This is a genomic window from Bradyrhizobium erythrophlei (genome assembly GCF_900129425.1).
Lineage (GTDB): Bacteria > Pseudomonadota > Alphaproteobacteria > Rhizobiales > Xanthobacteraceae > Bradyrhizobium > Bradyrhizobium erythrophlei_C.
In genome coordinates, this window is record NZ_LT670817.1 from 7,470,885 (window position 1) to 7,495,555 (window position 24,671).

The 24,671-nt window shown below is 63.8% G+C and carries 21 protein-coding genes; 11 read left to right on the top strand and 10 right to left on the bottom strand.

What is annotated here, in order from left to right:
* Nucleotides 1-43: 43 nt before the first annotated feature.
* The 6 genes from B5527_RS35555 to B5527_RS35580 form a co-directional block, all read right to left on the bottom strand.
* Entirely contained in the window at nucleotides 44-817 is a 774-nt protein-coding gene (locus tag B5527_RS35555; protein ID WP_079605651.1) for an SDR family NAD(P)-dependent oxidoreductase, read from the bottom strand.
* A gap of 243 nt (nucleotides 818-1,060) precedes the next feature.
* Nucleotides 1,061-2,203: a pimeloyl-CoA dehydrogenase small subunit gene (gene pimD, locus B5527_RS35560; RefSeq protein WP_079605652.1), complete on the bottom strand. Its 1,143-nt coding sequence runs from the start codon at nucleotides 2,201-2,203 to the stop codon at nucleotides 1,061-1,063.
* 147 nt (nucleotides 2,204-2,350) lie between these two features.
* A complete protein-coding gene (gene pimC, locus B5527_RS35565) occupies nucleotides 2,351-3,541 on the bottom strand; it encodes a pimeloyl-CoA dehydrogenase large subunit (protein WP_079605653.1) in 1,191 nt (396 codons plus the stop codon).
* Nucleotides 3,542-3,732: 191 nt separating this feature from the next.
* A complete protein-coding gene (locus B5527_RS35570; protein WP_079605654.1) occupies nucleotides 3,733-4,920 on the bottom strand; it encodes an acetyl-CoA C-acyltransferase in 1,188 nt (395 codons plus the stop codon).
* On the bottom strand, nucleotides 4,917-6,608 hold the full coding sequence (gene pimA / locus B5527_RS35575; protein WP_079605655.1) for a dicarboxylate--CoA ligase PimA: 1,692 nt from the start codon (nucleotides 6,606-6,608) through the stop codon (nucleotides 4,917-4,919). Before pimA ends, B5527_RS35570 begins: the two co-directional genes overlap by 4 nt.
* Nucleotides 6,609-6,783: 175 nt before the next feature.
* A complete protein-coding gene (locus tag B5527_RS35580) occupies nucleotides 6,784-8,880 on the bottom strand; it encodes a 3-hydroxyacyl-CoA dehydrogenase NAD-binding domain-containing protein (RefSeq protein ID WP_079605656.1) in 2,097 nt (698 codons plus the stop codon).
* Between the two features lie 124 nt (nucleotides 8,881-9,004).
* On the opposite strand from B5527_RS35580, the gene B5527_RS35585 reads away from it, so the two are divergent.
* From B5527_RS35585 to B5527_RS35620, 8 genes are all read left to right on the top strand, one after another.
* Nucleotides 9,005-9,871, top strand: a complete 867-nt coding sequence (locus B5527_RS35585) for an IclR family transcriptional regulator (protein ID WP_079605657.1) — start codon at nucleotides 9,005-9,007, stop codon at nucleotides 9,869-9,871.
* Between the two features lie 69 nt (nucleotides 9,872-9,940).
* Complete coding sequence (locus B5527_RS35590; protein ID WP_079605658.1) at nucleotides 9,941-10,738, top strand: ABC transporter ATP-binding protein; 798 nt, start codon at nucleotides 9,941-9,943, stop codon at nucleotides 10,736-10,738.
* Nucleotides 10,735-11,448, top strand: coding sequence for an ABC transporter ATP-binding protein (locus tag B5527_RS35595; protein ID WP_079605659.1), 714 nt, complete (start codon nucleotides 10,735-10,737; stop codon nucleotides 11,446-11,448). Before B5527_RS35590 ends, B5527_RS35595 begins: the two co-directional genes overlap by 4 nt.
* 11 nt (nucleotides 11,449-11,459) lie before the next feature.
* The gene (locus tag B5527_RS35600) at nucleotides 11,460-12,338 is read left to right on the top strand and encodes a branched-chain amino acid ABC transporter permease (RefSeq protein ID WP_079605660.1); all 879 of its coding nucleotides are present in this window, start codon (nucleotides 11,460-11,462) and stop codon (nucleotides 12,336-12,338) included.
* A gap of 2 nt (nucleotides 12,339-12,340) precedes the next feature.
* Nucleotides 12,341-13,375, top strand: coding sequence for a branched-chain amino acid ABC transporter permease (locus B5527_RS35605; protein ID WP_079605661.1), 1,035 nt, complete (start codon nucleotides 12,341-12,343; stop codon nucleotides 13,373-13,375).
* 9 nt (nucleotides 13,376-13,384) lie between these two features.
* Nucleotides 13,385-14,617 (top strand): ABC transporter substrate-binding protein, encoded by a 1,233-nt coding sequence (locus tag B5527_RS35610; protein WP_079605662.1) that lies wholly within the window; start codon nucleotides 13,385-13,387, stop codon nucleotides 14,615-14,617.
* A 306-nt stretch (nucleotides 14,618-14,923) separates the two neighbouring features.
* Nucleotides 14,924-16,153, top strand: a complete 1,230-nt coding sequence (locus tag B5527_RS35615; RefSeq protein WP_079605663.1) for an ABC transporter substrate-binding protein — start codon at nucleotides 14,924-14,926, stop codon at nucleotides 16,151-16,153.
* Nucleotides 16,154-16,264: 111 nt separating this feature from the next.
* Nucleotides 16,265-17,557 (top strand): glycerate kinase type-2 family protein, encoded by a 1,293-nt coding sequence (locus B5527_RS35620; RefSeq protein ID WP_079605664.1) that lies wholly within the window; start codon nucleotides 16,265-16,267, stop codon nucleotides 17,555-17,557.
* Between the two features lie 91 nt (nucleotides 17,558-17,648).
* On the opposite strand, the gene B5527_RS35625 is transcribed toward B5527_RS35620, so the two are convergent.
* Nucleotides 17,649-18,167 (bottom strand): MarR family winged helix-turn-helix transcriptional regulator, encoded by a 519-nt coding sequence (locus B5527_RS35625; RefSeq protein WP_079605665.1) that lies wholly within the window; start codon nucleotides 18,165-18,167, stop codon nucleotides 17,649-17,651.
* Nucleotides 18,168-18,354: 187 nt separating this feature from the next.
* Here B5527_RS35625 and B5527_RS35630 point away from each other — a divergent pair, with 187 nt between their 5' ends.
* From B5527_RS35630 to B5527_RS35640, 3 genes are read left to right on the top strand one after another with little or no spacing between them, the layout of a single operon-like run.
* Entirely contained in the window at nucleotides 18,355-19,395 is a 1,041-nt protein-coding gene (locus tag B5527_RS35630; protein ID WP_079605666.1) for a branched-chain amino acid ABC transporter permease, read from the top strand.
* 5 nt (nucleotides 19,396-19,400) lie between these two features.
* Nucleotides 19,401-21,170, top strand: coding sequence for an ABC transporter permease subunit (locus B5527_RS35635; protein WP_079605667.1), 1,770 nt, complete (start codon nucleotides 19,401-19,403; stop codon nucleotides 21,168-21,170).
* The gene (locus B5527_RS35640; protein WP_079605668.1) at nucleotides 21,167-21,898 is read left to right on the top strand and encodes an ABC transporter ATP-binding protein; all 732 of its coding nucleotides are present in this window, start codon (nucleotides 21,167-21,169) and stop codon (nucleotides 21,896-21,898) included. The genes B5527_RS35635 and B5527_RS35640 overlap by 4 nt, the downstream gene beginning before the upstream one ends.
* Nucleotides 21,899-22,028: 130 nt before the next feature.
* Here the strand turns inward: B5527_RS35640 and B5527_RS35645 are convergent, their stop codons facing one another.
* From B5527_RS35645 to B5527_RS35655, 3 genes are all read right to left on the bottom strand, one after another.
* Entirely contained in the window at nucleotides 22,029-23,180 is a 1,152-nt protein-coding gene (locus B5527_RS35645; RefSeq protein WP_079605669.1) for an ABC transporter substrate-binding protein, read from the bottom strand.
* A 103-nt stretch (nucleotides 23,181-23,283) separates the two neighbouring features.
* Nucleotides 23,284-23,703 (bottom strand): acyl-CoA thioesterase, encoded by a 420-nt coding sequence (locus B5527_RS35650; RefSeq protein ID WP_079605670.1) that lies wholly within the window; start codon nucleotides 23,701-23,703, stop codon nucleotides 23,284-23,286.
* Between the two features lie 196 nt (nucleotides 23,704-23,899).
* Nucleotides 23,900-24,661, bottom strand: a complete 762-nt coding sequence (locus B5527_RS35655) for an SDR family NAD(P)-dependent oxidoreductase (RefSeq protein ID WP_079605671.1) — start codon at nucleotides 24,659-24,661, stop codon at nucleotides 23,900-23,902.
* Nucleotides 24,662-24,671: the final 10 nt, after the last annotated feature.

Below are 24,671 nucleotides of genomic sequence, written 5' to 3' on the forward strand. Positions count from 1 at the left end.
CATCTTGCCAATCCTCCCGCACAAAACGCAGGAAGAGGAAGAATCACACCGACGCTGTCGTCACGCCGCCGTCGACGACGATGGTCTGGCCGGTCATGAAGCTCGAGGCATCGCTGCCGAGATAGGCCACCGCGCCGGCGATTTCGTCGGGCTCGCCGATCCGCCGCAGCGGCGTGGTGGCGGAGCGGCGCTTTAGGCGCTCTTCGTCCTCCCACAGCGCACGGGCGAAATCGGTCTTGACTAGGCCCGGCGCGACGCAATTGACGCGGACGCCCTTCGGGCCCCATTCGCCGGCGAGGCTGCGGCACAGCGCGAAATCCGCCGCCTTGGAAATTCCGTAGGCGCCGATCACAGTCGAGCCGCGCAAGCCGCCGATCGAGGAGATGATCACCACCGAGCCGCCGCCGCGTTCGGCCATTTGCGGGATCGCCAGCGCGCACAGCCAGATGTTGCTCTTAACGTTGGAGCCCATGATCTTGTCGAAGGCCTCGTCTGATATGTCGAGCAGCGGGCCGTAATAGGGATTGACCGCGGCGTTGCAGACGAGGATGTCGATCTTGCCGTAGTGTTTGATTGAGCCCGAAATCAGCGCCTCGACCTCCGTGCGGCGCGAGATGTTGCAGGCGATGACATGGGCGTCGCCGCCTTCCTTGCGGATGCCGCTGGCGACTTCCTCGCAGGCGTCGGCCTTGCGGCTGGAGATCACGACCTTGGCGCCAAGCCGCGCCAGCAATTCGGCCGAGGAGCGGCCGATGCCGCGGCTGGAGCCGGTGATGACGGCGACTCGGCCTGTGAGATCGAACGGGGTGGATTTCACGGCGCGTACTCCCTTTCGTTTCTGTCGATGTTCGTTTCGCTATCCCGCCCGTCATGCCCGGCCTTGTGCCGGGCATCCACGTCTTGCCTAGCTCAAGACGTGGATGGCCGGGTCAAGCCCGGCCATGACGATGATTGAGTCATTCCGGGATGGTCCGAAGGACCAGACCCGGAATCTCGAGATTCCCCGATGCGCAGTTGCGCATCTGAGGTTCGCGCTACGCGCGCCCCGGAATGACGACGGCTACATCAACCCGCCGCTGTCGGTGACGCGGCGCAGGTGGTAGTCGGTGTCGCCCAGCGTATTCTCGATCATGGTCAGCCGCTTGAAGTAGTGGCCGATCCGGGCCTCCTGGGTCATGCCGATGCCGCCATGGAGCTGGATCGACTGCTGGCCGACGAACTTTGCGGATTTGCCGATCTGGACCTTCGCCGCGGCGACCGCGGTGGCGCGCTCCTTGGCGTCGTCGAAATCGGCGGCCATGGTCGCGAACATCGACATGCTGCGGGCCTGCTCGACGGCGACGAACATGTCGGCGGCGCGGTGCTGCAGGGTCTGGAAGCTGCCGATCGGCACGCCAAATTGCGTGCGGGTCTTGAGGTACTCGACGGTGGATTTGAGCGATTCGTCCATCGCGCCGACGGCCTCCGCGCACAGCGCGGTGCGGGCATCGTCGACCACGCGCTCGATCAGCGGCAACCCGTTCTCGGGGTCGCCGATCGCGGCATCCGCGCCGACCTCGACGCCGGTAAACGTGATGTCGGCCGCATGCAGGCCGTCCTGGGTCGGATAGCCCTTTTTCGCGACGCCCTTGGCGTTGGCGGGCACGAGAAAGACGCCGATGCCGCCGGCGTCGCGCTGGCCGCCTTTGGTGCGGGCGGTGACGATCAGCATGTCGGCGCGCTCGCCGTTGAGCACGACGAATTTCTCGCCGTCGATGACCCAACCGTCGCCCTTTTTCTTGGCCGAGGTCGAGACATCCTGCAGGTCGTAGCGCGAGTTTTTCTCGAGCTGCGCAAAGGCAAAGGTCTTGCTGCCGTCGATGATCGAGGGAATGTGCGCCGCCTTCTGTTCGGCGGACCCGCCGCGGCGCAGGAAGCCGCCGCCGATCACCACGGTCGGCAGATAAGGCTCCAGCACCAGCGCCTTGCCGAGCGCCTCCATCACGATCATGGTCTCGACCGCGCCGGCGCCGAAGCCGCCGTCGTCCTCGGAGAACGGCAGGCCGAGCAGACCCTGCTCGGCGAGCTTGTTCCAGACGGCTTTGCTCCAGCCGCCCTTCTCCGCCATGTATTTCTTGCGCGCCTCGAAGTCGTAGGAATTGCCCAGCAGGCCGTCGACGCTTTCCTTGAGAAGCCGCTGCTCCTCGGACAAATCAAAATCCATTTTTATTTTCCTATATGCGAAGGCAAATCACGGCCCGACAAACCCACTCTCGTCATTCCGGGACACGCGACTTCGCGTGGACCCGGAATCCCGAGATTATTCGCACGAGATTCCGGGTTCGCGCTGATGCGCGCCCCGGAATGACGGCTACAGCCCCAGCACCGCCTTGGTGATGATGTTGCGCTGGATCTCGTTGGAGCCGCCGTAGATCGAGACCTTGCGGTTGTTGAAATAGCTCGGCGCTATCTGCGCGGTCCAGTCCATCGCCTCGTTGCTGCCGTCGTCGCCGTGCTCGTCGTAGGGCGCGGCGAACGGGCCGATCACTTCCATCAGGAGTTCGGTGGTGGCCTGCTGGATTTCCGAGCCCTTGATCTTCAGCACCGAGGACGCCGGATTGGGCTTGCCCTTGCCGTGCTTGCCTTCGTCGGCGACGACGCGCAGCTGCGTCAGTTCGAGCGCCTTCAGCTCGATCTCGACCTCGGCGAGCTTTTCGCGGAATTTCTGATCTTCCATGATCGGCCTGCCGCCGGACTCGACCTGCGACGCCAGATCCTTGATGCGGCGAATCCGCTCCTTGGAGACGCCGACCCGGGCGATGCCGGTGCGCTCGTTGCCGAGCAGGAATTTGGCGTAATCCCAGCCCTTGTTTTCCTCGCCGACGAGATTCTCGACCGGCACCTTGACGTCATCGAAGAACACCTCGTTGACCTCAAAGCCGCCGTCGATGGTCTGGATCGGACGCACCGTGATGCCCTTCGACTTCATGTCGATCAGGATGAACGAGATGCCCGACTGTTTTTTCGCGGCGGGATCGGTGCGGCAAAGACAAAAAATCCAGTCGGCGTGCTGCGCCAGCGTGGTCCAGGTCTTCTGGCCGTTGACGATGTAGACGTCGCCCTTGCGTTCGGCCTTGGTCTTGAGCGAGGCGAGATCGGAGCCTGAGCCCGGCTCGGAAAAGCCCTGGCACCACCAGTCGTCGACATTGGCGATGCGCGGCAAATAGTGCTTCTTCTGCGCCTCGTTGCCGAAGGTGTAGATGACTGGGCCGACCATGCTGACGCCGAAGGCGAGCGGCGATGGCGCCGGCGCCATCTGCAGTTCCTCGTTGAAGATGTAATGCTGCACCGAACTCCAGCCGGTGCCGCCATATTCCTTCGGCCAGTGCGACACGCCCCAGCCCTTCTTGTTCAGGATCCGCCACCACGCGACCATCTCGTCCTTGCCGAGATGACGGCCCTCCTGCAGTTTCTGCCGCGTCGAGGCCGGCACGTTGTCCTTGAAGAAGGTCCGCACCTCGTCCCGAAACGCCACTTCTTCCTTGCTGAAGCTGAGATCCATCGGATCCTCCTGTGAGCGAATGAATTAGCTCGATCTATTTATTTGCGTCGTCCCCGCAAACGCGGGGACCCATACTCCGCGGCGGCCGCGATTAGAAAAAGGTCTCTGCCACCAAGCCTAACAACGAAACCTCGCGGTATGGGTCCCGGCGTTCGCCGGGACGACGAGGTTAATGGGGACGGCCGCTGCAATTACTGCAGAATCTCGAACAAACCCGCGGCACCCATGCCGCCGCCGACGCACATGGTCACGACTGCATATTTGGCCTTGCGGCGGCGGCCTTCGATCAAAGCGTGGCCGGTGAGACGGGCGCCGGACATGCCGTAGGGATGGCCGACCGCGATCGCGCCGCCGTCGACGTTGAGCTTTTCCGGATCGATGCCGAGCTTGTCGCGGCAATAGATCACCTGCACCGCGAAGGCCTCGTTCAATTCCCAGAGGTCGATGTCGTCGACCTTCAGGCCGTGGCGCTTCAACAGGCGCGGCACCGCGAACACCGGACCGATGCCCATTTCATCGGGCTCGCAGCCGGCGGCGACGAAGCCGCGGAAGATGGCGAGCGGTTTCAGGCCGCGCTTCGAGGCTTCCGTGTCGCTCATGATCACGGTCGCGCTGGCGCCGTCCGACAACTGGCTGGCATTCCCGGCGGTGATGGTAAAACCTTCGCCGCGCACCGGCTTGAGCGCGGCAAGGCCTTCCGCCGAGGTGTCGGGGCGCGGGCCCTCGTCCTTCGACAGCGTGATGTCCATGAAGGAGATTTCGCCGGTGGCCTTGTCGGCGACGCCCATTTTCGTCGTGATCGGCGCGATTTCGTCGTTGAACTTGCCGCCCTGCTGCGCGGCCGCGGTGCGGCGCTGGCTCTCCAGCGAATACTCGTCCTGGCGCTCGCGCGAGATGCCGTAGCGCTTGGCCACGACTTCGGCGGTGTCGATCATGGGCATGTAGACTTCGCCCTTGATCTTGAGCAGCGCCGGATCCTGGGTGTGAAACTTGTTGGCGTGATCGTTCTGCACCAGGCTGATCGATTCGCCGCCGCCGCCGACCGCGATCTCGACGCCGTCGAAAATCACCGAGCGCGCGGCGAGCGCAATCGCCTGCAGGCCGGAGGCGCATTGCCGGTCGATGGTGGTGCCGCCGACGGTCACCGGCAGCCCCGCGCGCAGCAGCGCCTTGCGGGCGATGTTGCCGCCGGTCGAACCCTGCTGCAGGGCGGCGCCCATCACCACGTCCTCGACGTCCTTCGGATCGACCTTGGCGCGGGCGACCGCCTCGCCGATGGCGTGACCGAGCAGGGTCGCGCCCTCGGTGGCGTTGAGCGCGCCGCGATAGGCCTTGCCGATCGGCGTGCGGGCGGTGGAGACGATAACGGCGTCGGTCATGAACGACCTCCTGTTGCGAGTTGCTGTTGTTTGGGGGGCGCGGGTTGTTGCAAAGGCTGCTGGCTGCGCAATTCGTGGCGCGACAGCTTGCCGACGGGCGTGCGCGGCAGTTCATCGACGAAATCGAGCGCCGCGGGAATTTCGTGCTTGCCGAGCTTGCCCGCGAGGAACGTCTTCAGATCGTCCAGCGTGAACGGGTTGGCGCCGGCTCGCAGTTTGACAAAGGCCTTCGCCGCCTCGCCGCGGTAATCGTCGGATATTCCGATCACGATCACCTCCTGCACCGCGGGATGCTCGTAGATCGCCTGCTCGATCATCTGCGGATAGACGTTGAAGCCGCCGGAGATGATCATGTCCTTCTTGCGATCGACCAGATAGAAATAGCCGTCGGCGTCCATGTAGCCGATATCGCCGGTCAGGAAGCGGTCGCCGACGAAGGCCTCGGCGGTTTCCTGCGGCCTGTTCCAGTAGCCTTTGGTGACGTTCGGCCCGCGAATGCGGATTTCGCCGACCTCGCCCGGGGGCAGGATTTTGCTGGAATCGGCCAGCGCGACCACATCCATTTCGATGCCGGGCAGCATCAGCCCGATCGAACCCGGCTTTTCCGGTCCCACCTGGGGATGGCCGGTGCCGGGCGAGCAGGTCTCGGTCATGCCCCAGCCGCTCTTCAGCTTCATGTTGGTCTTGCGCTCGAAAATGCGGGCGACCTCGACCGGCAGCGGCGCGCCGCCCGATCCGCAACTGACCAGCGACGACAGATCGCGGCTTTCGAGATCCGGCAAACTCGCAATCGCGATCCACATCGTGGGCACGCCGGGGAATACCGTCGCCCGCTTGACCTCGATGTCGCGCATCGCGGCGGTGACGTCGAAGCGCTGATGCAGCGAGATCAGATCGCCGCGCTCGAGACTGCGCAACAGGATCACCGTCAGCGCGTAGATATGAAACAGCGGCAGCACGCAGATCACGCGCTCGACGGCGTTGCGTTCGGCCTGCGCTTTCTTGCCCCAGACGTCATAGATCGACACTGCCGACGTCAGGTTGCCATGGCTGAGCATGGCGCCCTTGGGCAGTCCGGTGGTGCCGCCGGTATATTGCAACAGCGCCACGTCATCGGCCGAAATCGGCGGCCACTGCTCAGGCTTCGTTGCGCCCTCGACGAAGGTCCTGAAGGTGACGATTGCAGGATTGTCGGGGATCGGCGTATGCGGATTTCCGACCGCGCCCCAATCGTCGTCCTCGCAGACGATCAGCCGGTCGAGCAGGCCCTTGTCGAGGAATTTCAGCGCCATCGGCAACAGCGCCGCGAGATCGCTGGTGACGAGGACACGCGCGCCGCTGTCGCTCAGTTTATGCGACAGCGCGCGCTCGCCGTCGAGCGGGGAAAGATGCACGACGCGGGCGCCGGCTTTTAGGGCGCCGAAGAAATTTACCGGATGATCCGGCGAATTGCCGAGAAACAGCGCCACCGAGGTGTTCTGGCCGTAGCCGGCGCGCAGGAACGCCGACGCCGCAACCTCGACCTTGCCTTCCAGCTCGGCATAGCTGATCGGGCGGTCGCGGAATTCGATCGCCGGCCGCGCGGCAAAGTCCGTGGCTGCCTTCGACAGCAGATCAGGCAGCGTCCCGCGCGCGATCGGATCGTCCCAGTGGATGCCTTCGGGATAGAATTGTTCGCCGGGGTGCATGCTCTAGCGTCTCAGGGTTCGGTGCGCCCCCTCTCCCATGGGGAGAGGGCGGGGGTGAGGGGGTACGGTCTATCGAGATGCCTTAACCCCTCACCCGGATTTCTCGCCAAGCGAGAAATCCGACCTCTCCCGATGGGAGAGGTAAGATCGAGCGCGGGGACCGGCATCGTTTTCATCACGCCGCTTTCGCCGTCTGCGCCAGCGACGCGAAGGTCTTGCCTTCGGCGGCGAGGCGCTTGAGCAGCGGCGCCGGTTCGAGCGAGGGATCGTTGGTTTCCCTGGCGTAGAATGACAGCCGGTCGGCGATGTGCTTCAGCCCGACCTGATCGGCGTAGAACATCGGGCCGCCGCGATAGATCGGCCAGCCATAGCCATAGAGCCAGATCACATCGATATCGCTCGGCCGCGCCGCGATATGTTCCTCGAGGATCCGGGCGCCCTCGTTGATCATCGGGTACATCATGCGCTCGAGAATTTCGTCGTCGCTGACGACGCGGCGCTTGCGCCCGAGACGCTGCAGGGTCTCGTCGATCAGTTTTTCCACTTCCGGATCGGGCAACGGCGCGCGCGAGCCAGCCTCGTATTTGTAATAGCCCTTGCCGGTCTTCTGGCCGAAGCGGCCGGCTTCGCACAGTGCATCGGCGATTTCCGACTTGATGCCGCGATCCTTGCGCGAGCGCCAGCCGATATCGAGGCCCGCGAGATCGCCCATCGCGAACGGACCCATCGGCATGCCGAATTTTGTCACGACAGCGTCGACCTGCTGCGGCAGCGCGCCCTCGAACAGCAATTTCTCCGCCTGCTTGCCGCGCTGCGCCAGCATCCGGTTGCCGACGAAACCGTCGCAGACGCCGACCACCGCCGGCACCTTGGCGATGCGGCGCGCCACCGCGACCGCGGTGGTCAGCGCGTCCGGCGCGGTCTTTTCCGCGCGCACGATCTCGCACAGCTTCATCACATTGGCCGGCGAGAAAAAGTGCATGCCGAGCACGTCCTGCGGACGGTTCGTCACCTTGGCGATCTCGTCGATGTTGAGATAGGAGGTGTTGGAAGCCAGCACCGCGCCCGGCTTGGCGAATTTGTCGAGCGCCGTGAAAACTTCCTTCTTGATCGCCATGGTCTCGAACACGGCCTCGATAATCAGGTCGGCGTCTTTGACGTTCTCCAGTCCGACCACGCCGTTGATCAGGCCCATGCGCTTGGCGGGTGCGTCGGCGGGGATGCCGCCGCGCGCCGCGGTCGCCTCGTAATTCTTCTGCATCACGCCCATGCCGCGCTTGAGCTGCTCCTCGCCGGTTTCGATCAGCGTCACCGGGATACCGGCATTGGCGAACGACATCGCGATGCCGCCGCCCATGGTACCGGCGCCGATGATGGCGACGCGCTCGACCTTGCGCGGCTTGGTGCCGTCGGGAACGCCGGCGACCTTGGCCGCCTCGCGCTCGGCGAAGAAGGCGTAGCGCTGCGCCTTCGACTGGTCACTGGCTACCAGCTTGAGGAAGCCCTCGCGTTCTTTCTTCAATCCCTCGTCGAACGGCAGGTCGATCGCGGCGCCGACCGCATCGGCCGCGGCAAACGGCGCCTCCAGCCCACGCGCCTTCTTGGTCAATGCCGCGACCGCGCTGGTGAAGATCGAGCGGTCGGCCCTGGCGGCGACAAGCTTGCTGTCGTCGTCGCGCAGCTTGCGCAGCGGACGCCTCTCCGCCAGCACCTTGCGGGCAAACGCCTCGCCGTCGGTCGCGGGATCCTCGACGATTTCCTCGATCAGGCCGTTCTTGAGCGCTTCCGGCGCGCCGATCGGATCGCCGCCGACAATCATCTTGACCGCGAGCTCGGGACCGACCGCGCGCGGCAGGCGCTGGGTACCGCCGGCGCCCGGCAGCAGGCCGAGCTTCACCTCGGGCAGGCCGAGTTTCGAGTCTTTCGTTGCAACGCGAAAGTGGCAGGCGAGCGCGACCTCGAGGCCGCCGCCGAGCGCGGTTCCATGAATCGCGGCAACGATCGGCTTCGGCGAGTTCTCCATCGCGGTCAGCACCTCATGGAGGCCCGGCGGCTTCGGCGGCTTGCCGAATTCGGTGATGTCGGCGCCGGCAATAAAGGTGCGGCCGGCGCAGGTCAGCACGATCGCCTTCACTTCGGGATCGGCGATCGCGCTGTTCATGCAATCGAGAATACCGCCGCGGACCGCGGCGCTCAGCGCATTCACCGGAGGGCTGTTGACGGTGACGATGGCGACCACGTCGCGGCGCTCGAGTTTGACCACTTCGTTCACGCTGATCTCCCTGGATATCTCGTTCTCTGCTGATTTCGCACTGCGGAATTTAATTCCACATCTTGACACGGAGGGTTATTTTGAAGCACGTCGGTTGTCAACGAGGTCCGCACAGCAGCAGGCAATGAAGCGTCCAGCCAAGAAAGTGGCGACCGATCGCAGCTTCGTCGTCGCGCTTGCCCGCGGCCTTGATGTGTTGCGCGCATTCCGTCCCAACGACGGGCTTCTTGGCAATCAAGAGATCGCGGCCCGTACCAACTTGCCAAAGCCAACCGTCTCACGGCTGACCTATACTTTGACCAAGCTGGGCTACCTTACACCCGTTCCGCGGTTCGAGAAATATCAGCTGGCACCCTCAGCCATGGCGCTTGGGTATGCCGCCCTTGCGAACCTCGGCGTCCGGCATTTGTCCGAGGCCTATCGCGAGGAAGTCATGCGCGAAACCGGCGGCGCGGTCGCGGTCGGCGGCCGCGATCGTCTCAGCATGATTTACTTCGGTCAAAGCCGCAGCGGCCTTGCCCTCGGCGTTCAACTGGACGTCGGCTCGCGAATCCCGATCGCGACCACCGCGATGGGGCGCGCCTATCTCTGGGCACTGGCTGACGACGAGCGTGCCTCATTGTTGCGTGAACTGCGCGAACATTACGGCAGCCGCTGGCCGCGGATGCGCGACGGCATCGAACGCGCGGGCGAAACGGTAGAGAGACTTGGCTTCACAATCTCGGCGGGCGAGTGGCAGGACGATGTGCATGCGGTCGGCGTAGCACTAAAGCTTAATGACGGAACCGGCCCTTATGCGTTTAATTGTGGTGCGCCGGCATTCCGTTTCACGGAAGATCGGCTGCGCAGCGATATTGGACCTCGTCTCGTGGCGATGGTAAGGAACATCGAGACGGCGCTCGGCGGAGCCGCGCCGCAATCAAAAAAACAAGAAAATAAAAAATTGAAAGCAGGAGGGAAAGTTGCACGTGTGGTCGAGGGGATCGGATAGCCTTCATCGTTGCGACCGGCGGATACGTTCGCATGGTCACCGCCCAACGAGTCAGTTGGGCGCAGCCAAATGACGCAGGCACAGCTCGCGCAGGGACAATCTCCCCTGCTTGCGGTTCGCGACGTCAGCGTCGTGTTCGGCGGCATCATTGCGTTGAATGGTGTGTCGTTCGACATGGATCAGGGCCAGATCCTCGGACTGATCGGACCCAACGGCGCTGGCAAGACCACGCTCTTCAACTGTCTCAGCCGGCTCTACCAGCCGAGCTCGGGCGACATCCTGATGGAAGGCCAGAGCATCCTGAAGCGCCCGCCGCACCGGATCGCCGAAATCGGCATCGGCCGCACCTTCCAGAACGTCGCGCTGTTTCCCAATCTTTCGGTGCTCGACAACGTTCGGGTCGGCACCCATTCCCGTACCAACAGCGACATCATCAGCGACTCCCTGAGACTTCCCTGGGTGCGCCGCGGCGAGGCCGAACTCAACACGCATGTCCACGATATTCTCGGCTATCTCGACCTCGACGACGTCGCCCATGTCACGGTTTCCGGCCTGCCGTTCGGCACCCAGAAACGCATCGAGCTGGCGCGCGCGCTGGCTTCCGATCCGAAGATCCTGCTGCTCGACGAACCCGCCGGCGGCCTCAACCACGAGGAAGTCCACGTGCTCGGCGATTTGATCCGCCGAATTCGCGACGAGCGCAACGTGACGGTCCTGCTGGTCGAACATCACATGGGCCTGGTGATGTCGATCGCCGACCATGTGGTGGCGCTGAATTTCGGCCGCAAGCTTGCCGACGGAACCCCGGCCGCGGTGCAATCCGACCCGGATGTCATCAAGGCCTATCTGGGGAGCAAGGACCAATGACCGCGATGCTCAACGTCAGGGATTTGCGCGCCTATTACGGCCAGGTCCAGGCGCTTCACGGTCTCGAGTTCGGTCTCAACGAAGGCAGCCTGACCACGCTGCTCGGCGCCAACGGCGCCGGCAAGACCACGACCTTGCGGGCGATCTGCAACATGGTGCGCACCACCGGCTCGATCGAGTTCGAAGGCGCCCTCCTGACCGGCCGCTCGACCGAAAACATCGTTCGCCTCGGCATCGCCCACGTGCCGCAAGGCCGCGGCACGTTCACGACCATGACCGTGGAAGAAAACCTGCAGCTCGGCGCCATCACGCGCAAGGACAAGGCCGGCGTGGTTTCCGACATCGAGCGCATGTACGATCACTTTCCAGTCCTGAAGCAGCGATATACGCAGCAGGCGGGTACGCTTTCGGGCGGCGAACAGCAGATGCTCGCGGTCGCCCGCGCGCTGATGCTGCGTCCGAGACTGATGCTGCTGGACGAACCTTCGTTCGGCCTGGCGCCGCTGATCGTGCGCGACCTGTTCAAGATTCTCGGCAAGATCAATCGCGAGGACAAGGTCACCATTCTGGTGGTGGAGCAGAATGCGCAGCTGGCGCTGGAACTCGCCGACAAGGCCTATGTGATCGAAACCGGGCGCATCGTCATGTCCGGAAATGCCACCGAGATCGCTAATAACGAAGACGTCCGTAAATCCTACCTGGGTTATTGAGGAGCGCGGCCATGGAGCTTTTGACCAATCAAATCCTGGCCGGTATCGCCACCGGCGCGATCTATGCCTGCATGGCGCTTGCCGTGGTCATGATCTACCAGGCGATCGATCATCTCAATTTCGCCCAGGGCGAGATGGCGATGTTCTCGACCTTCGTCGCCTGGCAGCTGATGCAGTGGGGTGTGCCTTACTGGGGCGCGTTCCTGCTCACCCTGGTATTTTCGTTCGCCGGCGGCATTGCGATCGAGCGACTGCTGTTCAAGCCGCTGGCGAAGGCGCCGATTCTGACCAACGTCGCCGGCTTCATCGCGCTGTACGCGATCATCAACAGCGTCGCCGGCCTGATCTGGGACTTCACGATCAAGCAATTTCCGACGCCGTTCGGATCGTCGCCGTTTCTCGGAAGCCAGCTGATCTCCACCCATCAGGCCGGCATGATCGGCGTCACGTTGGTATTGCTGCTGCTGCTTTTCTTCTTCTTCCGGTTCACGCGCATGGGCCTCGCGATGCGCGCCGCCGCGTCGTTGCCGGAATCGGCCCGGCTGGTCGGTATCAACACCAGCTGGATGATCGCGCTCGGCTGGGGCATGGCGGCCGCGATCGGCTCCATTGCCGGCATGATGATCGCGCCGGTGGTATTCCTGGAGCCGAACATGATGCTGGGCGTGCTGATCTACGGATTCGCCGCCGCGGTGCTCGGCGGCCTGACCAGTCCGTTCGGGGCGGTCATCGGCGGCTTCCTGGTCGGCATCTTCGAAAATCTGGCCGGCACCTATATCCCCGGCGTCGGCAATGAACTGAAACTGCCGATCGCGCTGGCGCTGATCATCACCGTCCTGGTCGTCAAACCCGCCGGCCTGTTTGGCCGGCCCATCGTGAAGCGAGTTTGATCATGAGCGCCATTCAGGAAGCCGTCACCGATGCACCCGCCGTTGAGGCCGTTCCGAAGCGGGCCATGACACTCAGCTACGGCACCTCATTGATCATGCTGGCGGTGCTGATCGCAGCACCCCTGTTCGTGAAGAATTTCATCATCTTCCAGCTGACGATGCTGCTGATCTATGCGCTGGCCGTACTGGCACTTAACATCCTGACCGGCGGCAGCGGCCAGTTTTCGCTGGGCCAGAGCGCGTTTTACGCCGTCGGCGCCTACACCTCGGCGATCCTGATGGAACATGCCGGCGTCAACTACGCGCTGACGCTGCCCGTCGCCGGCGTCGTCTGCTTTGGCTTCGGATTCCTGTTCGGCCAGCCGGCGCTGCGCTTGAGCGGCGTCTATCTCGCGCTCGCGACCTTTGCGCTGGCGACCGCCATGCCGCAGTTGTTGAAGCTCGGCTATTTCGAGCACTGGACCGGCGGCGTGCAGGGCCTTGTGGTGACCAAGCCCGATGCGCCGTTCGGCCTGCCGATGTCGCAGGACATGTGGCTTTACTATTTCACGCTCGCGGTCTCGATCGCGATCTACATCTCCTCAGTCAATCTCCTGAGGTCACGTTCGGGACGCGCCTTCATGGCGATCCGCGACAACGAGATCGCGGCGTCCGCCATGGGCATCGACGTCGCGCTGTACAAGACGCTGGCATTCGGCGTCAGCGCCGGCATCACCGGCGTCGCCGGCGCGCTCGGCGCCATCGCCGTGCAATTCGTGGCGCCCGACAGCTACACCATCACGCTGGCGATCTCGCTGTTTCTCGGCATGGTGGTCGGCGGCGTGGGGTGGTTGCCCGGATCGATCGTGGGTTCGGCCTTCATCATCTTCGTGCCGAACATCGCGGAGGGAATTTCAAAGGGCCTCTCCGGCGCCGTGTTCGGCGTACTTCTGTTCCTCGTGATCTTCCTGGTGCCGCACGGCGCGAGGCAAGTGGCCATGGTTGCCCAGCAACTGATCGGCAAACTCAAGAAAAACCAACCGGCAAACCGCAACTAAGGAGAAAATATGCTTTCTGGAAAAAAACCAAGAATCGCCGCGCTCTCGACGGTGGTCATCGCCTTCGCGGCCATGAGCGGCAGCGCACTCGCCCAAAAGAAGTACGACACCGGCGCGACCGACACCGAAATCAAGATCGGCAACATCATGCCGTATAGCGGCCCGGCGTCGGCCTATGGCGTGATCGGCAAGATTGAAGACGCCTACTTCAAGATGATCAACGAGCAGGGCGGCATCAACGGACGCAAGATCAATTTCATCAGCTATGACGATGGCTACAGCCCGCCGAAGGCAGTCGAGCAGGCCCGCAAGCTGGTCGAGAGCGACGAGGTCCTTTTGGTGTTCAGCCCGCTCGGAACGCCGTCGAACTCGGCGATTCAGAAATATCTGAACTCCAAGAAGGTGCCGCAGCTCTTCGTCGCGACCGGCGCCACCAAATTCGGCGACTCCAAGGATTTCCCCTGGACCATGGGATGGCAGCCTCCGTACCAGAGCGAAGGCAAGATCTACGCGAAGTATCTCCTGAAGGAAAAGCCGGACGCCAAGATCGCGATCATGTATCAGAACGACGATTTCGGCAAAGACCTGCTGAAGGGTCTCAAGGACGGTCTCGGCGACAAGGCGTCGTCCATGATCGTGGCCGAGGAAAGCTACGAGGTGTCCGAACCGACCATCGACTCGCACATCGTCAAGCTTAAATCCTCCGGAGCGGACGTTTTCTTCAGCATGACCACGCCGAAATTCTCCGCCCAGAGCATCAAGAAAGTCGCCGAGATCGGCTGGAAGCCGATGTACTTCCAGAGCAACGTCGGCGCGTCGGTCGGCGCGGTGCTGCAGCCCGCGGGCTTCGATAACGCCCAGGGCATTCTGTCGGCGGCCTATGCCAAGGACGGCGCCGATGCGCAGTGGGACAATGACGAGGGCATGAAGAAGTTCTACGCCTTCCTCGCCAAATACGCGCCGGACGCCAATAAGGCTGACGGATCGGTCGTGTTCGGCTACGGCCAGGCCCAGACCATGGTGCAGGTATTGAAGCAGGCCGGCGACAACCTGACCCGCGAGAACATCATGAAGCAGGCGGCAAGCCTCAAGAACTTTGCACCGGACACGTTGCTTCCCGGCGTGACCATCAACACCAGTGCAACCGACTTCTATCCGATCGAACAGCTTCAGATGATGCAGTTCAAAGGCCAGAAGTGGGACCTGTTCGGGCCCATCATCAGCGGCGAAGTCGGCGGCTAGGTTTCCGCCAGACCGGCCCGACAAGGACCCTGTCCGATTGAGATGACGCCCCTGCGACTTCGTCGCAGGGGCTTTTCTTGATGGATATCATTGACCGATCCAAGCGCCGGGAAGCGCTGCCCTGATCCGTCGCCGAACCGCCAGCTCGTCGGTCCTGCTGACTACTAAAGAAGCAGCCCCTGCGCCTTTGCCGCAGGGGCTTTTTCTTGATGGGCCTCTTTGGAGGGTATTTAATGCGCTCCAGGAGCCGGCAAGTGCTCCCATTCCAAAAATATTGACGCATTCACAGAGATCAGGGAGATCAAAATGCCTGCTATGCAATTGCGCGTGGGAGCTTTTTCGGCTGCCCTCGCGGTACTCGCCGCAACCAGCAGCGGCGCGCTCGCCCAGAAAAAATACGACACCGGTGCCACCGACACCGAGATCAAGATCGGCAATATCATGCCCTACAGCGGCCCCGCTTCCGCCTACGGCACGATCGGCCGGACCGAGGCCGCCTATTTCAAGAAGATCAACGCTGCCGGCGGCATCAACGGCCGCAAGATCAACTTCATCAGCTATGACGACGCCTACAGCCCGCCGAAGGCCGTCGAGCAGGCCCGCAAGCTGGTCGAGAGCGACGAAGTGCTGTTCATTTTCAATGCGCTGGGAACGCCGTCGAATTCGGCGATCCACAAATACATGAATGCGAAGAAGGTGCCGCAACTGTTCGTCGCCACCGGCGCCACCAAATGGAACGACCCCAAGGAATTCCCGTGGACCATGGGATGGCAGCCCAACTACCAGAGCGAAACCCAGATCTATGCGAAGTACCTGCTGAAGAACAAGCCCGACGCCAAGATCGCGGTGCTGTACCAGAACGACGACTACGGCAAGGATTATCTGAAAGGCCTGAAGGACGGCCTCGGCGCCAAGGCGGCCTCGATGATCGTCGCCGAGGAAAGCTTCGAGACCACGGAGCCCACCATCGACAGCCACATCGTCAAGCTCAAATCGAGCGGCGCCGACGTGTTCGTCGATATCGCGACCCCGAAATTCGCAGCCCAGGCGATCAAGAAGGTCGCCGAGATCGAGTGGAAGCCGCTGCACTTCCTCAACAACGTTTCGGCGTCGGTCGGCAGCGTGATCAAGCCGGCCGGCTTCCAGAATGCACAGGACATCATTTCGGCTGCCTATCTGAAGGACGCTTCCGATCCGCAGTGGGATAACGATCCCGGCATGAAGGAATTCTATGCGTTCCTGGCAAAGGACTTTCCGGAAGGCGACAAGCTCGACCAGAGCACCGTGGTCGGTTACGGCGTCTCGCAGACGCTGGTTCAGGTGTTGAAACAGTGCGGCGACAACCTCACGCGCGAAAACATCATGAAGCAGGCGGCAAACCTGCAGGACTTCCGCACCGAAGTCATGCTGCCCGGCATCAAGATCAACACCGGCCCGGATGATTTCGCCCCGATCAGCCAGCTTCAGCTGATGCGGTTCAAGGGCGAGCGGTGGAACCTGTTCGGCGACGTCATCAGCGCCGATGTCGGGGGCTGACGCCTCACCCGCCCCCACACAAGGCCCCCGCAGCAGCTGCGGGGGTTTTCTTTTGCCGGAAACGGATGGATAACCGGCGTCCCATGTTTCCATCGCAAATTTCGTGAAGCCATGACCGACAGACGCCCTCTCTTGCGTGCGATCTTCGACGCCGCCGTCGCCGCCGCGCATCCCGACGTCGTGCTCGCGGCGCATCTGCGCCCGGTGCCGAAAGGCCGGGTGATCTGCCTTGCCGCCGGCAAGGCCGCGGCCGCGATGGCCGCGGCGGCGGAGCGGCATTACCTTGATGCGCTCGAAATGGAACCATCGCGGCTATCGGGCATCGCGACCACCCGCCACGGCCATGGCGTGCCGACGCGGCGGATCAAGGTGATCGAAGCCGGTCATCCCGTTCCCGACGAGGCCGGATTGAAGGGGGCCGAGCAAAGCCTGCATCTCGCTGGGACCGCCGAGGCCGACGACCTGCTGCTGGTGCTGCTGTCGGGCGGCGGCTCCGCCAACTGGATCGCGCCGGCGCAAGGCGTTTCGTTCGCGCAGAAGCAACAGCTGACGCGGGCGCTGTTGCGCTCGGGCGCGCCGATCGGCGAGGTCAACACCGTTCGAAAACATTTGTCGCGGATCAAGGGCGGCCGGCTCGCGCGCGCGGGCCAGCGCGCCGAGGTCGTGACGCTGGCGATATCGGACGTCCCGCATGACGACGCTTCCGCGATCGCCTCGGGACCGACGGTGCCGGATCCGACCACGCTTGCCGACGCGCGCGCCATCGTTGCGAAATATGGCTTTGCGGTCGACGACGCCATCCGCCGCGCGCTCGACGAGCCCGGCAACGAGAGCTGCAAGCCCGGCGATCCCGCTTTCGCCCGCGCACAATTCGAACTGATCGCGCGGCCGAAGGCCTCGCTCGACGCCGCGATCAGGGTGGCTCGCGACGCGGGCTACGCCATCGTCGATCTCGGCGCCGACCTCGAAGGCGAGGCCCGGAGCGTCGCTGCCGACCACGCCCAGCTGGCGCTGCAGGCGCGCGCGAAGGGCCAGCGCGTGGCGATCCTGTCGGGCGGCGAACTCACCGTCACCGTGCGCGGCAACGGGCGCGGCGGCCCCAACCAGGAATATGCGCTGGCGCTGGCCGCGCTTCTTAAGGACACGCCGGGCATTTCGGCATTGGCGGCGGATACCGACGGCGCCGACGGCGGCGCCGGCAGCGCGACCGATCCCGCCGGGGCGATGATCGATCAAACCACCTTTGCAAAGATGGCCTCACTGGGCCTCGACCCGTCAGCCTATCTCGACAACAACGACGCCACGACCTTTTTCGAGGCGACCGGCGATCTCGCGCTGACCGGGCCGACGCTGACCAACGTCAACGATGTCAGGGTGATCCTGGTGGATGGGGAAGACGCATAAACAACCGCCGTCATTCCGGGGCGGCGCGAAGCGACGAACCCGGAATCTCGAGATTCCGGGTTCGCTTCGCGCCCCGGAATGACGAAGCCGCTCAAAACTCCCGTGCAATCGTCGCCAGCATCGCCAGCAGCGCGGCGCGGTTGGCGGGGCCGAGCAATTCATTGAGGCGCGCCTCGTGCTTGACGGCGACCAGCTTCTTGGCGCGCGCCAGCACGGCGCGGCCCTTGTCGGTCAGGACCAAAATGTGGGAGCGGCGATCGTTGGTCGAACGCATCCGCGCGCATAGATCGCGGCTCTCCAGATTGTCGAGCATCGCCACGAAATTGGGCCGGAGGATGCCGAGCGTGGTGGCGATTTCGGTCTGGTTGCGTCCGGGATTCCTGTCGAGCAGCAGCAGAACCGAGAACTGCGCCGGGGTCAGCTGCAGGGGTGCGACGCAGCGCAGGAAATCCTCGAAGATTTTCAGCTGCGCGCGCTTCAGCGAATAACCCAGCAATTCCGACAATTCGCCCATCTGCAGCGCGGTGCTCTCCGTCGCTGCGTCGGTCTCCTTGCGGGCGGGGCGGGTCGCCTTGGCGGCATCGGCCAGGGCGGTCTTGGAAACAGTCATCGCTCGATGCTCGCAATCCCGGTAGGCTGAAAGCGGTCGCCCGGAACAAGGCGGCCTTGAGATTATATTTGATAATTGTTATCCACCATATCAAATACCGGCGGGATTTTTCAACTGCCGTTATCGGACGGTCGCGCGGCACCCGGAGGTCGCGAACGGCCAGACGCCTGAGGGGGAGCGCCCGGTCTTGAACACGACGATTATGCTGTTCCTGGTACAGGACGGCATTACCAATGGCGCGATCTATGCGTTGCTGGGCCTGGCGCTGGTGCTGGTGTTCGCCGTCACCCGTGTGATCCTGATTCCGCAAGGGGAATTCGTCACCTACGGTGCGCTGACCTATGCCTCGCTGTCCGCAGGCCAGATGCCGGGCACCGCGCGGCTGGCGGTGGCGATGGGTATCGTGGCGTTCGGCCTCGACCTGTTCGTTGCCCGCAGGGCGCTGCATTGGCGGCGGGTCGGCCGCGCCTTCGCGGTCGATGTCGTGCTGCCGGCGGCGATCTTCGCGCTGACGTTCTGGCGCGCCGGCCAGCACAGCCCGATCGCGATCAATATCGCGCTGTCGCTGTTGATCGTCGCGGCGATCGGACTGTTTCTTTATCGCATCGCGTTTCAGCCGATCGCGCACACCTCGGTGCTGGTGCTGCTGATCGCCTCGGTGGGCTGCCATCTCGCGATGCAGGGTTTCGGCCTGGTCTTCTTCGGCGCCGAAGGCCAGCGCGGTCCGACCGTATCGGATGCAGCCTTCACCGTAGGCGCGCTCCGCTTTACCGGCCAGAGCATCGCCGTCTACGCCATCACCATCGCGCTCATTGCCGGACTATGGCTGTTGTTCGGCTTCACGCTGTATGGCAAGGCGCTGCGCGCCACCGCGGTCAATCGGCTGGGCGCGCGGCTGGTCGGCATCAGGACCACGCTGTCCGGACAGATCGCCTTCCTGCTGGCCTCCCTGATCGGGGCGATCTCGGGCATCCTGATCGTGCCGATCACGACGCTGTATTACGACACCGGCTTCCTGATCGGCCTGAAAGGCTTTGTTGCCGCCATCATCGGCGGTCTCGTGAGCTATCCGCTCACCGCGCTGGCGGCGCTGCTGGTCGGCACGGTCGAGGCGTTTTCCTCGTTCTATGCCAGCAATTTCAAGGAAGTTATCGTGTTCTTCCTGATCCTCCCCGTGCTCGTGCTGCGGTCGCTGGCGGCGCCCGCGGTCGAGGAAGAGAAGGATTGATCGCGATGGCGCAGCGGCTGCCGATCATCATCTTCGCGATCATCATGGCGGCGATTCCGTTCATTCCGGGGATGCCGCCGTTCTGGATCGTGCTGCTGGACAATATCGGCCTGTCGGCACTGGTGGCGATGGGGCTCGTGCTGCTGACCGGCGTCGGCGGCCTCACCTCGTTCGGCCAGGCGGCGTTCTGCGGCTTCGGCGCCTATACCACGGCGGTACTGACGACGGCCTACGGCCTGTCGCCTTGGCTGACGCTGCCGGCCTCGCTCATGGTCAGCGGCGCCGCCGCTGTCGTGCTCGGCCTCGTCACGGTGCGGCTGTCGGGGCACTACCTGCCGCTCGGCACCATCGCCTGGGGCATCGGCCTGTTCTATCTATTCAGCAAGCTCGAATTCCTCGGCCGCAATGACGGCATCTCCGGCATCCCGCCGCTCGAGATCGGCGGCATCAGGATGATCGACCCCGGCACGATCTATTTCGCGATCTGGATCGCGGTGCTCGTCTCGGCGCTGCTCACCATGAACCTGCTGGATTCGCGCACCGGCCGCGCGATCCGCGCGCTGCGGCGCGGACACATCGCCGCCGAGGCCTTTGGCGTGCAGACGCCGCGCGCAAAACTTCTGGTTTTCATCTATGCCGCGGTGCTGGCCGGACTGTCCGGCTGGCTCTACGCGCATTTCGAGCGCGCGGTCAATCCGACCCCATTCGGCGCGCAGGCCGGCATCGAATATCTCTTCATCGCGGTGGTCGGCGGCGCCGGTTACGTCTGGGGCGGCGTGCTCGGCGCCGCCATCGTCGTGATCCTGAAGGAAATCCTGCAGAGCTATCTGCCGTATCTGTTTCACGGCGAAGGCCAGCTCGAGACCATCGTGTTCGGCATCCTGCTGGTGGTGCTATTGCAACTGGCGCCGACCGGCGTCTGGCCCTGGCTGGTGGCGCGATTGCCGTTCAGGCCAGGCCGCAAGCGGCCCGACACATCGCTTGCGTTGCCCGCGCGCGTCAGACCGGCAGCCACTCCCGCCGTGCTGCTGCAGATCGACAGCGCGCGCAAGCAGTTCGGCGGGGTGATCGCGGTCAACAACGTCTCTTTCGGCGTCCAGGCGCGCGAGATCGTGGGCCTGATCGGGCCCAACGGCGCCGGCAAGAGCACGACCTTCAACCTGATCACCGGCGTGCTGACGTCGTCGGGCGGCACCATTTCCGTGCTCGGCAAAAAAATCAACAACGCGCCGCCGCAGGAGATCGCCAGGCTCGGCGTCTCCAGAACGTTCCAGCATGTCAAACTGGTGCCTGACATGACCGTGCTGGAAAACGTCGCGATCGGCGCGCATCTGCGCGGCCATGCCGGCGCCATTTCCAGCATGTTCCGGCTCGACCGGTCGGATGAAGCGAAACTGCTGGCGGAAGCGGCGCGCCAGATCGAGCGCGTCGGCCTCGCCGACCAGATCGATGAGCTTGCCGGCAGCCTGTCGCTCGGCCAGCAGCGCATCGTCGAGATCGCGCGCGCGCTGTGCGTCGACCCGATGCTGCTGCTGCTCGACGAGCCGGCGGCCGGATTGCGCCATATGGAAAAGCAACGGCTCGCCGGCCTGCTGCGCCAGTTGCGCGACGGCGGCATGTCGGTGCTGCTGGTGGAGCACGACATGGGATTCGTGATGGATCTGGCCGACCGCATCGTGGTGCTCGACTTCGGCACCAAGATCGCCGAGGGCACGCCGCAAGCGATCAAGACCAATCCCGATGTGATCAAGGCCTATCTCGGAGCGGCGGCATGAGCGCGCTGTTGTCGGTCTCCGATGCCCATGTTGCCTACGGCAAGGTCGAGGCGGTCCGCGCGGTGTCGCTCGATGTCGGCGGCAACGAGATCGTCACCATCATCGGCGCCAATGGCGCCGGCAAGACCACGCTGTTGAATGCGATCATGGGGATTCTGCCGCTGAAGGGCCGCGTCGTCTTTGCCGGCGAGGACATGGCGCCGCTCGAGATCGAGGACCGGGTGGCCGCGGGCCTCAGCCTGGTGCCGGAGCATCGCGAACTCTTCACCACCATGAACGTCGAAGACAATCTGCAGCTCGGCGCGTTCCGGATCGCGAAAGCGGCCGCGGCCGTCGCCTTCGAGCGCGTCTACACGCTGTTTCCGCGGCTGAAGGAGCGGCGCAAGCAACTGGCCGGGACGTTGTCGGGCGGCGAGCAGCAGATGCTGGCGATGGGCCGCGCGTTGATGGGCGCGCCGAAACTGTTGATGCTGGACGAGCCGAGCCTTGGCCTCGCGCCGATCATCGTCGCCGATATCTTCAGGACCATCGGCGAGCTCCGCGCGAGCGGCGTGTCGGTGCTGCTGGTCGAACAGAACGCGCAGGCGGCACTGCAAATCGCCGACCGCGCCTATGTGATGGAGCTCGGCGAATTCATCCTGAACGGCCCGGCGAAAGATATCGCCAGCAACGCGCGCGTCGCCGCGAGCTATCTCGGCTTCGTGCACGAGGGTGAGAGCGCGATTTAGGGAAATACCCCGACGTCATGCCCGCGCTTGTCGCGGGCATCCACGTCTTGCTTTTTTCTGGAGACAGCGAAGACGTGGATGGCCGGGACAAGCCCGGCCATGACGGATGAGAGATCGAACCTCACTCCCCTCACTTCGCCGGAACGTATTTTCCGTCCTTCACCGTCAGGAGCATGCGTGAGCGGTCGTCGAGGCCGGAGCGATCCTTTTCGGTGAAATTGTAGACGCCCTGGCTCGCGGCGATGTCGTGTTCGGTCATGAAGGCCTGGCGAATCGCTTCGCGGAATTCCGGCGTGCCGGGCTTTGCCGTCTTCAGCGCAACCGGGACGACGCGTTGGAGAACCAGAAACGCATCGTAGGAATGCCCGGCGAACTGGCTGCGGCTGTTGGGGCCGTATTTGGCCTCATAGGCCTTGTCCAGCGCCAGTCCCGGCTTTTTGGTCAGCGCGCTGTCGGGCTGATCCTCGGGATCCATCACCGGACCCGACGCCATGATGACGCCCTCGGCCGCGGGACCTGCGATGCGGATGAAGTCCATGCTGGCGGCGCCATGGGTCTGATAGATCAGGCCCTTGTAACCGCGTTCACGCAGCGCCGTCTGCGGCAACGCTGCCGCGGTGCCGGAGGCGCCCACCAGGATCGCGTCCGGATTGGCGGCGACCAGCTTCAGCACCTGACCCGCGACCGACGTATCCGGCCGCGCGAAGCGCTCCTCGTCGACCACCTGCAAGCCCATCGGTTCGCCCTGTTTTTTCAGGTCGTTGAACCAGAGATCGCCGTAGGAATCGGAGTAGCCGATGTAGCCGACGGTCTTGATGTTGTGCGCCTTCATGTGCTCGTACAGCACCTTGCCCATGATCGGCACCGGCTGCGGCATATCGACCGACCACTTGGTCCGCTCCGGCGTGATCGGAAACGGCGACAGACCGAGATGAGGAATGCCGGCCTCGTTGGCGACGTTGGACACCGCGATGGTCGGCGGCGTGGTCGAGGAGCCCATGATGATGTCTGCCTTGGACTCCGTGACGAAGCGCCGCGCATTTGTCGTGGCGTTGGTCGGATCGCCGCCGTCGTCCAGCACGATCACCTTGAGCGGCACGCCGCCGATCTCCTTCGGCACGAATTCCAGCGCGTTGCGCTCGGGAATGCCGAGCGCCGCGGCGGGGCCGGTGGTGGAGATCGAGATGCCGATGGTGATTTCATTGGTTTGCGCCATCGCCGGCAATCCCGGCAGCGCAACCGACGCCGCGATGACGGCGGCGGACAGTAAGAACCTTTTCATTCATTCCTCCCGTGGGTGTTATTGTTGGTCTAAATCGAATTCGATAGGCAATTCAGCCCCTTCTTTAGGCGATGTAGCTCATCAGGTCATGCTATTTACCGATTTAGCCCCGCATGAACCGGGCAATGATCTCCTCCGGCATGGGCGCCGATTTCAGCCGTGCGGGATCGTCGGGGTGGCGGCCGACCAGCACGCGGGTCTCGAACGCCTCGATCGCCAGCGCCTCGCCCTTGAACACCCTGTGGGTCACCTCGAAACTCGAACGCTTGAAGCTTTCGACCCGGCTCTCGATGGTGATCCAGTCGCCATGGGTCGAGGCGATATAGAATTTCGCCCGCGTGTCCACCATCGGGATGCCGACCAGGCCATAGCGCCTGACGATGTCCTGCTTGGAGAAGCCGGCGGCCTCGAACAAGATCGATGTCGAATCGTCGAACATCTCGAAGTAGCGCGGGTAATAGACGATGTTGGCGGGGTCGCAGTCGCCCCACTGGATCTGGACATCCCGGCGGTGGACGAACATGGCTTCACCGAGCCCCGATAGAGCGGCAACGACAGTGAGCCCCCTCTCCCATCGGGAGAGGGTTGGGGTGAGGGGTTACGGTGCACATTGTAGACCGTAACCCCTCACCCGGTCCGCTGCGCGGACCGACCTCTCCCGATGGGAGAGGTAATGCCGAGTTCGCTGCATGCTGCGTTTTCATCATCGCGCGTCGAAGTTAGCGCGGCGCCATGCGCAGCGAGGCGTCGAGCCGCACGACTTCGCCGTTCAGATAGGGATTGTCGATCATGTGCATCGCCAGCGAGGCGAACTCGTCGGCATGCCCGAGCCGGCGCGGGAACGGGATCGCAGCCGCGAGGCTGTCCTGCGCCTCCTGCGGCAAATTGGCCAATAGCGGGGTCAGGAACAATCCTGGTGCGATGGTCAGCACGCGAATGCCGAACTGCGCCAGTTCGCGCGCGATCGGCAGCGTCATCGCGACGATGCCGCCCTTCGAGGCCGAATAGGCCGATTGTCCGATCTGGCCGTCATAGGCGGCGACCGAGGCGGTCGAGATCACGACGCCGCGCTCGCCGCTCGACAGCGGCTCCAGCTTCGACATTTCCGTGGTCGCCAGCCGCAGCATGTTGAAGGATCCGATCAGATTGACTTTGATCACCTTCTCGAAATCGGCCAGCGGCATCGGACCGTCGCGGCCGATCACCCGCTTGGCGACGCCGATCCCGGCGCAATTGATCAGTACCCGCGCCGGGCCATGGGCCTTGGACGCCGCGACGACGGCGGCTTCGGCGGACGCGGCATCCGACACATCGCAGACAACCGCGACACCGCCAATTTCGGCGGCCACGGTTTCAGCAAGCTTGGCATTGAGGTCGCACACGGCAACTTTGGCGCCCTGGGCGGCCAACCGGCGCGCGGTCGCGGCGCCCAATCCCGATGCACCCCCGGTGACGATGGCGGCCTGATCCTTCAACTGCATGGTATCCTCC